The organism is Butyrivibrio sp. INlla21 (genome assembly GCF_900116875.1).
In the GTDB taxonomy this organism is placed as follows: Bacteria; Bacillota; Clostridia; order Lachnospirales; family Lachnospiraceae; genus Butyrivibrio.
Genome location: NZ_FPCC01000032.1, coordinates 13,998 through 27,834, shown reverse-complemented (window position 1 = coordinate 27,834; position 13,837 = coordinate 13,998). Strand labels below are relative to the sequence as shown.

The window sequence follows — 13,837 nt, the reverse complement described above, 5'->3', positions numbered from 1 at the left end:
TCAACAAATGTCACTTCTCCGGTTGGACGAGTCGCTGGTAATGACTTGCTGGTGGTTCCGGCAACGAGATTTCTTATCCTTCGTTGCCAATAGTAGTATTGTTTTTCATTGATCCCGTTTTCATCCAGCCATTTCTTGGCTGATTGACCTGCGGGGCGTTCGTGACAACTGCGAACAATTTCAGCCCATTGGGCTGTGCGAACATCATGTGTGATCTGATCCATACCTGGCCTCCTTTAAAAAACTAGTTAGTTTTTTCAGTTTTTTAAAGTAAACCATAGTTGCGGATTAAATCATAGGCGGATTATTTGACGCTTACACATAAGGAGAAAAAAGTATGAAATGTAACGTATGTGGGATGGAGAATAGCCCGGGAGCTAGCTTTTGCGTAAATTGCGGTCAGCCGCTTATGGGTGATGATATGGTTGTTGAACAGCCGGTTGAAGTTGTTAACAACGTAGGAGCGTTTTCGGGAAATGAGCCTGTAGGAAATCCTGAGGTTGTATATACCGGTGCGGAAAAGACTATAGGTCCAATGATGACCAAAAAAGAGCTGTTCGATATGCCGGAGTTTAATCAGGCAAACAGTACAATAAACGGCTGGACGATTTTCCTGATCATTATGGGAGTAATAAATACAATATATGAGCTTTCAATCGCTTTTGTTCCTATAGACGGAATTCTTATGCTCGTTCTTGGAATAGTTCTTAGAAAGACCAAGAGCCTCGGAGCAGCGATAGGAGTATTGATACTTGGAATTATCTCGCTTGTCGTTGGCATATATACAACCGGAAGACCTGTGGGACTTCTTTATGTTATCGGCGGAGCTATCCTTTGTTCGGTTGCTTCCAAGCTTAAGAATTCATATAATAAGTACCTTGAAACAGGAGAAATATCCTTTGAATAAGCCTCAAGAAAAGGATTTAAAAAGCTGTATTTTATCATATAAAAAATGCTTGCATATGATTTTCAATTATGGTATAGTGATATAGCTGTTGTGAAATAGCACTAACTATAGTTAATTAGAAGATTCATTGAATATAGACAGTGAGGTGAGAAGATATGAAGAACGATATTCAGCCCGAGTTCAACCAGGCTACAGTTACATGCAACTGCGGTAACACATTCACAGTTGGATCAACTAAGTCTGAGATCCACGTAGAAATCTGCTCAAAGTGTCATCCATTCTATACAGGACAGCAGAAGGCTACAGCTGCTCGTGGACGTATTGATAAGTTCAATAAGAAATACGGCATGAACAATCAGTAATTATAAGACATTTAGGAGAGGTTGAGGCTATGGCCTCAACCTCTTTTTAAAACATAGGAAATTCCTTCGGATTTCCTATGTTTTAAAAAGCGCTTCGCTATGGATGCGCAGCTCGCGGAATGGTAGATAATTGCTGCGCAATAACGCTCGCGCGCAAGCATTTAGCGAGCAAAATGCTTTTTTAAGTAATCACGCTTTAAGAGGTAACAACTATGAAGAGACGTAAAGTAAGTCATTATTCAGGTATAGGCGGACAGGCGGTTCTTGAGGGTGTAATGATGCGCAACAAGGATATGTATGCCGTTGCGGTAAGAAAGCCTGATAAGGACATAGCTGTAGAAGTAGATGAATTTCACGGAGTCGCTTACGGAAGCAAACTCCTTAATATACCCTTTGTAAGAGGTGTTTTTGTATTTATCAACTCTCTTATTCTGGGACTCAAGGCGCTCAATTATTCTTCATCATTCTATGAGGAAGAGGATACCAAGCCGACCAAACTTGATGAGAGTATCGATAAGGTTAGCAGCGGACATGAGAATACATTTTTGATGCTCGCAACTACCATTATTTCTTTTGCTTTTGCGATAGTTCTTTTCATGATACTTCCTTATGCTCTTTCTGAGCTTCTTGGTAAGTATGTGAGAAATGCTTCGCTTATAGCGATCATAGAAGGCGTGCTCAGAATCGCTATCTTTATCCTTTATATCCTTTTGATCTCAAGGATGCAGGACATTAAGAGACTGTTTATGTATCACGGCGCGGAGCACAAGTGCATCAACTGTATCGAGAAAGGCAGACCCCTTACTGTAAAGAACGTAAGAAGGAGTTCAAGACTTCACAAGAGATGCGGAAGCAGCTTTATTCTCTTTGTTATGTTTGTCAGCATTATCTTGTTCTTCTTTATTCGAGTTGATTCATATCTTTTGAGAATCGGACTTAGAATCCTGCTTATTCCCGTGATCTCAGGTATTTCCTATGAGATCATAAGACTTGCGGGCAAGACGGATTTTATTCTTGTAAGGATCATTTCAGCACCCGGCCTTTGGCTTCAGAGACTTACGACCAAGGAGCCTGATGATGATATGATAGAGGTAGCCATCAAGTCCGTTGAGGCGGTATTTGACTGGAAGCAATTCCTTAAGGATTCATTCGGATACGAGGTTGACGACAGTTGGCTTCAGGACGATGAGCCTTAACAATATCCTTTGATCTAACAAAAAAGAGATTTTGTCTATGATATACAAAGATATCTTAGAAAATGGAACAGAGACACTTAAGAGAGCCGGAATCACAGAAGCTAAGCTTGATGCCCGGCTCCTTTTAGAATATGTTTGCGAAACGGATCACAGTACACTTTATGCTCATCCCGACAGAGAAGTGTCAGAGGCTGAAGAGCAGAAGTACAACGAACTTCTTTTGAGAAGGGAGAAGAGAGAACCTGTAGCCTATATACTCGGTAAATGGGATTTTATGGGGCTTTCTTTTAATGTTTCAAAGGATGTGCTGATACCTGAGCAGGATACAGAAGCTTTGGTTGAAGAGGCGCTTAGATACTGCGAGGATAAGATGAGAATCCTCGATCTTTGCACGGGTTCGGGATGCATTGCACTGAGTCTTCTTAATTACACCAATGAAACTCACGCAGTGTGCACGGACATTTCCAAAGCTGCGCTTAAAGTGGCAAAAGAGAATGCGGATTCCCTGGGATTTGGTGACAGGGCTGAGTTTATTGAGACAGATCTTTTTCCTGATATAGCTATCGGAAAATTTGACGTTATAGTTTCCAATCCGCCTTATATAGCGACGGAAGTTATAAAGACGCTTGCGCCCGAAGTTAAGGACTACGAGCCGAATCTGGCTCTTGACGGAAGTAAGGACGGACTTGAGTTTTACAGACGAATTGTAAACGGCGCGGGTGAATATCTTTTTTCAAGCGGCTACCTTATCATGGAGATAGGCTACGATCAGGCAGAGGCGGTGAAAGCTCTTTTGACCGAGAACGGGAAGTATCATGACATAGAGGTTATCAAGGATTATGCGGGAAACGACAGAGTTGTGAGAGCCTGCTACTACTAGCGGCGATAGTTTGGCAGCATATTACTTAGTTACTTGTATGAAAAAGGATAGATTATGTTTGACAGATTAGAGGATATATTAAGAAGATATGAGGATATCACGATGGAGCTTAACGATCCGGCCGTTGTTTCGGAGCAGGATAAGTTCAGGAGCCTCATGAAGGAACAAAAGAATCTTGAAGCACTTGTTGAGTGCTATCTTGAGTATAAGAAATGTAATGAGACGATCAGTGACAGCGAATCGATGCTGGATGAAGAGTCCGATGCCGACATGAGAGAGATGCTTAAGGAAGAGCTTTCCGAGGCAAAAGACAAGAAGGTCGAGTTGGAGGATAAGCTCAAGATCCTTCTCCTTCCCAAGGACCCCAACGATGAGAAGAATGTTATCGTTGAGATCAGAGCAGGTGTTGGTGGCGACGAGGCGGCTTTATTCGCAGCCGATATGTTCAGAGCATACACGAGGTATGCCGAGAGACAAAACTGGCGTGTGGAGACGATGAGCGTCGAAGATATAGGTATCGGAGGCATTAAGACTGTCAGCTTTATGATCAAGGGAAACGGCGCATATTCGAGGCTTAAATTCGAAAGCGGAGTTCACCGCGTTCAGAGAATTCCCGCGACTGAATCGGGCGGAAGGATTCACACATCCGCAATAACCGTGGCTATCATGCCTGAGGTTGAGGATGTTGAAGTTGATATCGATATGAATGATTGTAAGTTTGATGTGTTCAGAGCTTCCGGTAACGGAGGACAGTGCGTCAATACTACCGATTCGGCCGTAAGACTTACGCACCTTCCCACGGGAATAGTTATTTCCTGTCAGGATGAAAAGAACCAGCAGCAGAACAAGGCTAAGGCGCTTAAGGTTCTTCGTGCCAAGCTTTATGAGATGGAAAGGGAAAAGAAGCACAGCGAAGAGTCGCAGCTCAGAAAGAGCCAGGTCGGCTCGGGAGACAGATCAGAGAAGATAAGGACCTACAATTTCCACCAGGGAAGAGTTACCGATCACAGGATCAATCTTACTCTTTATAAGATCGATCAGATCATGGACGGGGATCTTGATGAGATAATCGATTCTCTTATCGCCGCTGATCAGGCGGCTATGCTGGCTGCAAATGAGTAAGTATATCGTTGAAGTAAGTTCTTTTATGTTGTAAAATCAATATATAGTCAACATTTGAATAATAATTCAAACATGGAGTAAACATATGGATGCCGGATTTAAATCTGAATTAATTGCATGGGGTGTTGATTGGGACGATGTTCTCGCAAGATTCATGGGAAATGAGGATCTTATTGCAAAATTCATGGTCAAATTTCTCTCTGACAAGAACATGGGAGAGCTTTCCAAATACTTGGAAGAAGGCAATGTCACAGAGGCATTTAAGGCTGTGCATGCTCTTAAGGGAGTGAGTGCAAACCTTGGACTTAAAGGCATGCTGGGCGCCGTATGCGAGCTTACTGAGATTCTGAGAGCCGGTTCCATGGAAGGCTATGAAGAACAATACAATCAGATCAAGCCCAAATATGATGAGCTTGTGACGATACTAAATAAGTTTAAAGATACTGCAATATAATATCATTTGATTCAAGAAAGCTTGGGAAGTAACTGTCCCAGGCTTTTTCTATGCTCTTATCCAGGGTAAATACGTTAAACGCAGTACCTGTCGTGATGACGAGTTCGCCGCCGACAAACCTTATGTTTATCGCAAGCTTAATATCGGATGCGGAAAGATCCGCACCGGCTTTTTCTATGATACTTGCCGTTTCTTTTTCATCAAGGTGAAAGACAAACTTAAATTTTAAGGGAGTTCTTTTACCCTTGATAAGATCAAGGCAGATTGGACGAAGATCGGCCCATCGTGAAAAATCTGCGACCTCGGATTGATCCGACATCTCATCATCATTATAGAATTCCTTATGAACGTGACCGTCGAGATAGAAACTGTTAAATGTATCTATCGCAATCTCCTCGACATAGTAGTTGTCAAAAAGCTCTGTTGTAAGGAGACTCTTCATAAAGGCTTTGTTGTTAGTTGTCTTAACGGATATCATATCTGTCGCCGTTTCCTATCTTTGTTTTTCTCTTGGATAATTATATGATAAAAAAAGTCGTTTGTGTTTATTTTTTAAGTGGTTAAATTTATCTGTTTTAATTCGTATAAATATACTTTATACTTACAAGAAAGTAATAAAGTTTGTTTGAGGGGTTTTTAAAATGGCTAAACTGGTAAGATTAAAGGATATCGCGGACAGGATCGGAGTAAGTACGGTTACGGTTTCTAAGGCTCTTTCCGGTCAAAAGGGAATGAGCGAAGAACTTAGGAACAAGATCAATGTCCTTGCCGATGAGATGGGGTATGTCCCTTCGGTATCAAGGAAGATGGGAAATACCGTAAAGAGTTATACATTGGGTGTTATTATTTCTGAGGCTTATATGAGCGAATACAGCTCTTTTTACAACAGGATGCATCAGCAGGTTTCGCAGATTGCAATGGATAAGGGCTGTTTCACCATGCTGGAAGTTGTTTCCGCCGAAAATGAGAAAAAGAAGGTTCTTCCCCGTATCATCAGTGATAACAAAGTCGACGGTGTTATAGTTATCGGAAGACTTAGCGAAGACTATCTTAATATGATAAAAGAAGAGAGCAATACTCCGATGATCTATCTTGATTTCTGCAATCACAGCGGAGATGAGGATGCGGTTGTTTCTGACAGCTATCATGGCGCGTATGTTCTTACCAATCATTTGTTTAATATGGGACATAGGTATATAGGCTTTGTCGGAACGATACTGGCTTCCGGAACGATCACCGACAGGTATCTCGGATATACCAAGTCACTTCTTGAGCACGGACATCCATTCGTTCGAGATTGGATCATTCCCGACAGGGATCTTAAAACGGGGGAGATGGATTATGAAAGATTCTTTGTCCTTCCCGAGGATATGCCTTCGGCGTTTGTCTGCACTTGCGATCTTACGGCGAGCATGATGATAAAAAGACTTCGTGAGAACGGTTACAAAGTTCCCGAGGATGTATCGGTCGTCGGATATGACAACTATCTTTTCCCCGGATTGTGTGACCTAAAACTTACTACTTTCGGTGTCGATAGCTACGAAATGGGCCGAAATGCAGTTATTAACTTGATTCGAAAAATAAGCGGAGAACGTTACAGACAGGGCGTAACCATTATAGAAGGTCACATGATAGAAGGAGAGAGCGTAAAGAGACTTGATCCGTAAATTACGATAATAAATAAGCCTCACAGATCTTGATATCTGTGAGGTATTTTTTAGCATGTTACAATGATTCCGCCGTCCGCGGCATATGTTGTTGAAACACCTGCGGTGTCGACGATGATAGCATCTTTGAAAGGAACCTTTTTCATTATGAGATCCCTTACAACCGCTGCACGCTCAAAACAGTTAACGTGAGAGATCATAAGCCTTTTCTCTTCGGGGTTCTTGATCTCCGATGCCACAAGCTCCGTCATCTTAACAAGAGCCTTCCTGATACCGATTCCCTGAGCTTTCTGAACAATCTCACCTTTAAGACCGTAACATACGGGCTTGATACTGAGAGTAGAAGCAACGAGAGCCTTCATTCCCGTAAGGCGTCCGTTTTTACGAAGTGCATCAAGTGAATCGAGAACAAAATATGTGAGCATCTCATCTCTGTATGCTTCAATTTCCGGTATTATTTCTTCAAACTTAAGACCCTTATCGGCAAGCTCTGCTATCTTAAGAGCGATCAGAGCCTCTCCGCAGCTTGCAGAAAGAGAATCCGCTATGTAAATATTCTTTTCACCGTATTCTTCGTGATATATATTCTTGGCGAGCAGTGCGCTGTTATAGCTTCCGCTCAGTTTGGATGTGAGCGTAACAACATAAACATCGTCTGCGTCCGTCTGATATGCTTTTACAAAAAGATCCGGAGAAGGGCATGCAGTCTTGGGGCAATCCTCGGATGCCGCAACCTTGGCAAGATAATCTTCCTGATCAAAGGTGTCATCATCCACGATAACGCTGTCACCAACCTGCAAAATAAGCGGTACAAACTCAAATCTGGGATCATTCTTGTATTCAGCAGGTAAATCACAACAGCTGTCTACTACAATCTTATAACTCATAGTGCCTCCACGTATAAACTTGCATACGTAGTATTTAATACTACATGAAGATGATACCACGTATGGACTTATCAGTAAAGCTTAATGAGAGGATGTATCAATAGCCTCTAAGATTGCTTTAGTCTCATTGATAGTCTTGCGGTATTCAAAAGAAATAATAAAAGAACATCCGTTATTCATTGTAACATGAAACGGACTCTTGTTTTTTACATAATTGACATTGACCAAACCTGAGTTGTTTACAGGGCATATCTGAGGGAATTTAACACACTGGCTGTAGAAATTATAGGCGGTTCCCAGCTGTTCGTGAATTCTTCCGTCGGTAAGCCAGATCCTAACATTTCTTCCGACCTCTTTTACGCAGATAATGTCATCTCCGCTAACATAAAGAGTTTCATCATTATCTCTGAGTTCAATTCTGGGTACGTCGGTTTTAATGCTGCTCTTGATAAAGTTGATAATATCGGTAAGATCGGCAACCTTGATGGGCTTATCAAGGTAGAGAATATTATCCGCGACAATGCCTGCTGCAGGAATGAGCGTCCTGTAATCGAGAGATGAGCAGCACATGATGATAGGGCTCGTGATGCCTTTTTCTACGAGCATACGGGCTATCTCAACACCGTTTTCGTTGCTGCTTGTCATGTCGATAAAAAGTCCGTGATACATCTCGGGTTTATACATAAAAGCTTCCGCGTTACCAAAAGAATCTATGTATAATCTGTCACCGAATTCTTTCATAAATCTGTCTGATTGTCTTCCGAGAAGTCTTTCGGTCTGTTTTCTGTCGGCAATATTGTCATCGCAAACTGCAATAAACATGGGGTACCTCTTTTAAATGAAACTGAATTTAATTGGTGAAAAGAAAAGAGCGAGAACCAGGGCAACCTGTATCACTATGATAAGTGGCATTCCGAATTTAAAATACCAGTGCTTGGTCTTATGCTTAAATGCGAACATACCGATGGTTGAGCCCAGGCTTCCGCCTATCAGTGCAAATGCAAAAAGGGTCGCCTCGGGAATACGAAAGGCGCCTTTGCGCGCCTTTCTCTTATCGATTCCCATTAAGGCAAACCCTATAATATTCACTGCTGCAATATAAATTATAAGTAGAGTGAGTGAATTCATAAATTACTTATTCTTAGCTACTTCCTGCATCTTCATTGCACGAACCTTGGAAGAAAGTCCAAAGAGGTTTATGAATCCTTCAGCATCGTGGTGGTCATAAAGATCACCTGTTGTGAATGATGCGATACTCTCGTTGTAGAGAGAGTAAGGTGACTTAGTACCGGCCTTGATGATGTTACCCTTGTAGAGCTTGAATGTAACTTCACCGGTTACGTACTTCTGTGTTGATTCAATAAACGCCTGCTCGGCCTCACGAAGAGGAGTAAACCATTTCCCTTCATATACTATATCGGCAAACTTATTGCCCATATCTTTCTTCATTGTATAGGTATCGCGATCTAAAATCAACTCTTCAAGCTGCTGATGTGCTTCGTAAAGGATAGTTCCGCCGGGTGTCTCATAAACGCCGCGAGACTTCATACCAACAACACGGTTCTCTACGATATCAACGATTCCGATTCCGTTCTCGCCGCCGAGCTTATTAAGTGTGCGGATGATATCGGAAACCTTCATCTCTTTTCCGTTAACTGACTTGGGAACGCCTGCCTCGAATGTCATTGTAACTGTTGTAGGTGTATCGGGTGCGTCCTCAGGTGTCTTGCCGAGTACCAAAAGGTGCTTGTAATTAGGCTCCTGAGCAGGATCTTCAAGCTCAAGACCTTCGTGAGATATATGCCAAAGGTTTCTGTCACGGCTGTAGCTGGAATCAGCTGAAAAAGGAAGATCGATTCCGTGCTGTCTGCAGTACTCGATTTCTGACTCACGTGAATCAAGTGTCCACTTGTCGTTTCTCCAAGCTGCGATGATCTTGATATCGGGAGCAAGAGCCTTGATACCAAGCTCAAATCTGATCTGGTCGTTACCCTTACCTGTAGCGCCGTGGCAGATTGCTGTAGCGCCTTCTTTTCTGGCGATCTCAACGAGCTTCTTGGCGATAAGAGGACGTGCCATAGATGTTCCGAGGAGATACTTGTTCTCATATACGGCATGAGCCATTACACAGGGAACAACGTACTCGTCGCAGAACTCATCTACAACATCGAGGATATAGAGCTTGCTTGCTCCGCAGCTGACAGCTCTCTCCTCAAGTCCGTCGAGCTCCTCTTCCTGTCCGCAGTCGATACATACGCATACTACTTCGTAATCAAAATTTTCCTTGAGCCACGGAATGATAGCAGTAGTATCAAGTCCGCCTGAGTAAGCCAAAATAACTTTTTCCTTAGCCATGTTTTTATCCTTCTTTCATAATGTTATTCAATATTATTGGTGATATAATTAAGAAACGCAGGCGTTTGCCCTTTTTAGCGCGTTGTCTATCATAATATACTCCGCTCTATAAAAAAATGCAATACCAAAATGCATAAATATTTAAAATTTATAAAAAATATGCATAAATATAAATTTTCTGTTGCATATTTTTGTTCGCGGTCGTATACTGAAAAAAGTTTATACATATTAAATCCAGGAAAAGATGGACTTTAGAGAGGTTAATCGGAAATGATCAAAGTAGGAATCATCGGAGCTACGGGATATGCCGGAGCTGAAATAGTAAGACTTTTACAGGCTCATCCGGATGCACAGGTTGTGTGGTACGGCTCAAGGAGCTATATAGATAAGAAGTACAGCGAGACATTCGGAAACTTTTATAAGCTTGTCGATGCCAAGTGCCTTGATGATAATATGGAAGAGCTTGCAAATGAGGTGGATGTGATATTCACCGCAACTCCTCAGGGGCTTTGCGCATCACTTGTAAATGATGACATACTTAATAAGGTAAAGATAATCGATCTGTCAGCTGATTTCAGATTAAAAGATGTAAAGATATATGAGGAGTGGTACAAGATCGAGCACAAGTCTCCTCAATATATAGAAGAGGCTGTTTACGGACTTTGCGAGATCAACAGAGATAAGATCAAAAACGCAAGACTTATCGCCAATCCCGGATGCTATACAACATGTTCCATTTTGACGGCATATCCTCTTGTAAAAGAGGGCCTTATTGATCCGGACACACTTATCGTTGATGCACTGAGCGGTGTTTCGGGAGCCGGAAGAGGCGGAAAGGTGGCTAATCTTTACTGCGAAGTAAATGAGAGCGCCAAGCCTTACGGAGTGGCCGTTCACAGACACACTCCGGAGATCGAGGAACAGCTCGGATATGCGGCAGGTAAGAAGCTGACGATCAACTTCACACCTCACCTTGTTCCCATGAACAGAGGTATACTTGCAACAGAGTATGCAACTTTGGTAAAAAAAGACGGCGCACTTCCGACAGCTTCAGATATTCGCGCTGCTTATGAAAAGTATTACGGAAAAGAGAAATTCATAAGAATCTTGGAAGACGGCGTATATCCCGAGACAAGATGGGTTGAGGGAAGTAATTTCACAGATATAGGATTTAAGATTGACGAGCGCACAGGCAGGATCATTATGATGGGTGCACTCGATAATCTTGTAAAAGGTGCAGCGGGTCAGGCTGTTCAGAATATGAACATAATGTTTGGCTTTGATGAAGCCAAGGGACTTGATCTTGTTCCCAGCTTCCCGTAATGCATAAGCTTTAGGAGAAAAAGATGGTTCGTACTATGACTATGGAAGATTATGATGATGTCTATGCACTTTGGATGTCCATTCACGGTTTCGGAATGAGATCGATGGACGATTCCAGAGAAGGAATAGAGAGATTCATAAAAAGAAATCCGAATACGAGTGCAGTTGCAGTGGAAGACGGCAAGATAGTAGGAGCGATCCTTTGCGGGCACGATGGCAGAAGAGCTTGTCTTTATCATGTATGCGTGAGCGAGAAATACAGAATGCACGGAATCGGTAAGCAGATGGTGCATTTTTGCTGTGAGCAGCTTAAGAAAGAAAAGATCAACAAAGTCTGCTTAAATGCATTCGTAACAAATGTTATTGGTAATAAATTCTGGCAGAAGATGGGGTGGACACTCAGATCTGACATGAATTATTATGACTTTACGTTAAATGAAGAGAACCTCACGGTTTTCAACAAGTGATATCTTTGTAATTTATATATTCTATAAAAGAGGATGGCATCAGATATGAAGGATATTGTAGGTGGTGTAACCGCTGCAAAAGGTTTCATGGCAGCAAGCTGCGAAGCTAATATCAAGTACAAAGACAGAACCGACATGGCTTTTGTTTATTCGGAAGTTCCTTGCGTATGCGCGGGAACTTTTACAACTAATGTGGTAAAGGCTGCTTGTGTTCAGTGGGATCAGCAGATAGTTGAATCGGGCGATCCGATGCAGGCTGTTGTTATAAATTCCGGAATAGCCAATGCTTGTACCGGAAAGGAAGGCTTTGATGCTTGTATAGCAACGGCTAAGGCTGTTGAGAAAACTCTCGGAGTCGATTATAAATCCGTAGCGGTAGCATCGACCGGTGTTATCGGAATGCAGCTTCCTGTTGATAAACTTGTTATGGGTGTCGAGAAGATGAGTAAGACGCTCGACGGAAGCATTGAAGCCGGAACGGCGGCGTCCAAGGCTATCATGACAACAGATACCGTCAATAAAGAGATCGCGGTATCTTTTGAGATTGACGGAAAGACGGTTACTCTCGGAGGAATGAGCAAGGGATCAGGTATGATCCATCCTAATATGTGTACCATGCTCGCATTCCTTACAACAGACATTTCGATCGATAAGAGTCTTTTGCAGGAGGCGGTAAGCGATGTTGTTGCAGAGACTTTCAACATGATCACCGTTGACGGCGATACATCAACCAATGATACGCTCCTTTGCATGGCAAACGGAGAGGCCGGAAACAAAACAATAAGATCCAAGGGTGATGAGTATGTGATCTTTAAGAAAGCTCTTATACATGTGTGCAGATTCCTGGCTAAGAAGATGGCTGCGGACGGAGAGGGAGCAAGCAAGCTCTTTGAAGCAAAGGTTGTAAATGCCAAGACATTGGAAGATGCAAGAACACTTTCAAGAGCGATCGTAGGTTCCAATCTTTCAAAGGCAGCGATATTCGGATGCGATGCGAACTTTGGAAGATTTTTATGTGCGATGGGTTATTCGGGAGCAGAGTTCGATCAGAACGATGTTGAGCTCTATTTCCAGAGTCCCAACGGAAGAATAGAGGTATTCCATAAAGGTGTACCGCTTGATTTTGATGAGAACGTTGCACTCAAGATAATGAAAGCTGATGAGGTCACCGTTTATGTTGATATGAACGAGGGAACCGAGGAAGCTACGGCTTGGGGATGCGATCTTACTTATGACTATGTCAAAATAAATGCAGATTACAGGAGCTGATAAAATGGATAAGGATATGCAGGAAGTATTAAAAAAGGCGGAGGTGCTTGTTGAGGCGCTTCCCTATATTCAGAAATTCAACAGGAAGATCATCGTTGTTAAGTACGGCGGAAGTGCCATGAGCAACGAAGAACTCCAGAAAAATGTAATAACAGATGTTACCTTACTTAAACTTGTTGGATTTAAGCCCATCATCGTACACGGTGGCGGAAAAGCAATAAGTTCATGGGTTTCCAAGGTCGGAAAAGAAGCCGAGTTCGTTAACGGTCTTAGGGTTACTGACAGTGAGACGATGGAGATCGCCGAGATGGTACTCGGACGAGTAAATAAGCAGCTTGTGACTATGGTTCAGGAGCTTGGCGTTAAGGCAATAGGTATCAGCGGCAAGGATTCAGGTCTTTTGCATGTTAATAAAAAGCTTTCCGGCGGACAGGACATCGGATTTGTCGGAGATATCGATAAAGTTGATCCCAAGATCCTTTTTGATCTTCTTGATAATGACTATCTTCCTATCGTAGCGCCCATCGGACTTGACGATAATTTTGATACATATAATATCAATGCGGATGATGCCGCTTGCGCTATAGCTAAGGCTGTAGGAGCCAACAAGCTTGCTTTCCTTACGGATATTGAGGGAGTTTACAAGGATATCAAAGATCCTTCATCCTTTATCTCAAGACTTACATGCTCTGAGGCAGATGCTCTTATCGCTTCAGGAAATATCGGAGGCGGGATGCTTCCCAAGCTCAACAATTGCACTGATGCCATCAGAAAGGGCGTTAACAACGTGCATATTCTTGACGGAAGAATTCCTCATTGCCTTCTTCTTGAAATCTTTACCAAGAAGGGTGTCGGAACCATGTTTATGTCGGATGACGACGTTCTGGCAAGAGCGGAGTAAGCCGGTTGCGGCTTTTTAGTGCATTATTTGCGAGGAGACTTTAATAA

The 13,837-nt window shown here is 42.6% G+C and carries 17 protein-coding genes; 11 read left to right on the top strand and 6 right to left on the bottom strand.

Features of this window, described 5'->3' with window-relative positions; translation table 11 throughout:
* Window positions 1–224 (bottom strand): IS66 family insertion sequence element accessory protein TnpA (gene tnpA / locus BM377_RS14070; RefSeq protein ID WP_442857315.1); only part of this gene is annotated, 224 nt, incomplete at its 3' end.
* A 113-nt stretch (window positions 225–337) separates the two neighbouring features.
* On the opposite strand from tnpA, the gene BM377_RS14065 reads away from it, so the two are divergent.
* The 6 genes from BM377_RS14065 (at window position 338) to BM377_RS14040 (ending at window position 4,921) form a co-directional block, all read left to right on the top strand.
* Window positions 338–907: a zinc ribbon domain-containing protein gene (locus tag BM377_RS14065; RefSeq protein ID WP_092249900.1), complete on the top strand. Its 570-nt coding sequence runs from the start codon at window positions 338–340 to the stop codon at window positions 905–907.
* A 155-nt stretch (window positions 908–1,062) separates the two neighbouring features.
* The gene (rpmE, locus tag BM377_RS14060) at window positions 1,063–1,269 is read left to right on the top strand and encodes a 50S ribosomal protein L31 (protein ID WP_092249897.1); all 207 of its coding nucleotides are present in this window, start codon (window positions 1,063–1,065) and stop codon (window positions 1,267–1,269) included.
* A gap of 212 nt (window positions 1,270–1,481) precedes the next feature.
* A complete protein-coding gene (locus BM377_RS14055; protein ID WP_092249894.1) occupies window positions 1,482–2,465 on the top strand; it encodes a DUF1385 domain-containing protein in 984 nt (327 codons plus the stop codon).
* Window positions 2,466–2,502: 37 nt separating this feature from the next.
* A complete protein-coding gene (gene prmC, locus BM377_RS14050) occupies window positions 2,503–3,345 on the top strand; it encodes a peptide chain release factor N(5)-glutamine methyltransferase (protein ID WP_092249891.1) in 843 nt (280 codons plus the stop codon).
* Window positions 3,346–3,399: 54 nt separating this feature from the next.
* On the top strand, window positions 3,400–4,467 hold the full coding sequence (gene prfA / locus BM377_RS14045) for a peptide chain release factor 1 (protein WP_092249888.1): 1,068 nt from the start codon (window positions 3,400–3,402) through the stop codon (window positions 4,465–4,467).
* A gap of 85 nt (window positions 4,468–4,552) precedes the next feature.
* Window positions 4,553–4,921, top strand: coding sequence for an Hpt domain-containing protein (locus BM377_RS14040; protein ID WP_092249885.1), 369 nt, complete (start codon window positions 4,553–4,555; stop codon window positions 4,919–4,921).
* Here BM377_RS14040 and BM377_RS14035 read toward each other — a convergent pair.
* On the bottom strand, window positions 4,902–5,399 hold the full coding sequence (locus BM377_RS14035) for a DUF5721 family protein (RefSeq protein ID WP_092249882.1): 498 nt from the start codon (window positions 5,397–5,399) through the stop codon (window positions 4,902–4,904). The two genes, BM377_RS14040 and BM377_RS14035, sit on opposite strands and share 20 nt — an antisense overlap.
* A 163-nt stretch (window positions 5,400–5,562) precedes the next feature.
* On the opposite strand from BM377_RS14035, the gene BM377_RS14030 reads away from it, so the two are divergent.
* A complete protein-coding gene (locus BM377_RS14030) occupies window positions 5,563–6,588 on the top strand; it encodes a substrate-binding domain-containing protein (protein ID WP_092249880.1) in 1,026 nt (341 codons plus the stop codon).
* 50 nt (window positions 6,589–6,638) lie between these two features.
* On the opposite strand, the gene BM377_RS14025 is transcribed toward BM377_RS14030, so the two are convergent.
* From BM377_RS14025 to BM377_RS14010, 4 genes are all read right to left on the bottom strand, one after another.
* Window positions 6,639–7,475 (bottom strand): DegV family protein, encoded by an 837-nt coding sequence (locus BM377_RS14025; RefSeq protein WP_092249877.1) that lies wholly within the window; start codon window positions 7,473–7,475, stop codon window positions 6,639–6,641.
* Window positions 7,476–7,556: 81 nt separating this feature from the next.
* Window positions 7,557–8,297, bottom strand: a complete 741-nt coding sequence (locus tag BM377_RS14020; RefSeq protein WP_092249873.1) for a hypothetical protein — start codon at window positions 8,295–8,297, stop codon at window positions 7,557–7,559.
* Window positions 8,298–8,309: 12 nt separating this feature from the next.
* Entirely contained in the window at window positions 8,310–8,603 is a 294-nt protein-coding gene (locus BM377_RS14015; RefSeq protein ID WP_092249870.1) for a DUF1294 domain-containing protein, read from the bottom strand.
* A 3-nt stretch (window positions 8,604–8,606) separates the two neighbouring features.
* Entirely contained in the window at window positions 8,607–9,830 is a 1,224-nt protein-coding gene (locus BM377_RS14010) for an argininosuccinate synthase (RefSeq protein WP_092249867.1), read from the bottom strand.
* A 270-nt stretch (window positions 9,831–10,100) separates the two neighbouring features.
* Here BM377_RS14010 and argC point away from each other — a divergent pair, with 270 nt between their 5' ends.
* Genes argC through argB form a run of 4 tightly spaced genes read left to right on the top strand, consistent with a single transcriptional unit; the run spans window position 10,101 to window position 13,790 of the window.
* Entirely contained in the window at window positions 10,101–11,153 is a 1,053-nt protein-coding gene (argC, locus tag BM377_RS14005) for an N-acetyl-gamma-glutamyl-phosphate reductase (protein WP_092249864.1), read from the top strand.
* 23 nt (window positions 11,154–11,176) lie between these two features.
* Window positions 11,177–11,620, top strand: a complete 444-nt coding sequence (locus tag BM377_RS14000) for a GNAT family N-acetyltransferase (protein WP_092249861.1) — start codon at window positions 11,177–11,179, stop codon at window positions 11,618–11,620.
* A gap of 45 nt (window positions 11,621–11,665) precedes the next feature.
* A complete protein-coding gene (gene argJ / locus BM377_RS13995; protein WP_092249859.1) occupies window positions 11,666–12,889 on the top strand; it encodes a bifunctional glutamate N-acetyltransferase/amino-acid acetyltransferase ArgJ in 1,224 nt (407 codons plus the stop codon).
* 4 nt (window positions 12,890–12,893) lie between these two features.
* Window positions 12,894–13,790: an acetylglutamate kinase gene (gene argB, locus BM377_RS13990; protein WP_092249857.1), complete on the top strand. Its 897-nt coding sequence runs from the start codon at window positions 12,894–12,896 to the stop codon at window positions 13,788–13,790.
* Window positions 13,791–13,837 lie beyond the last annotated feature (47 nt).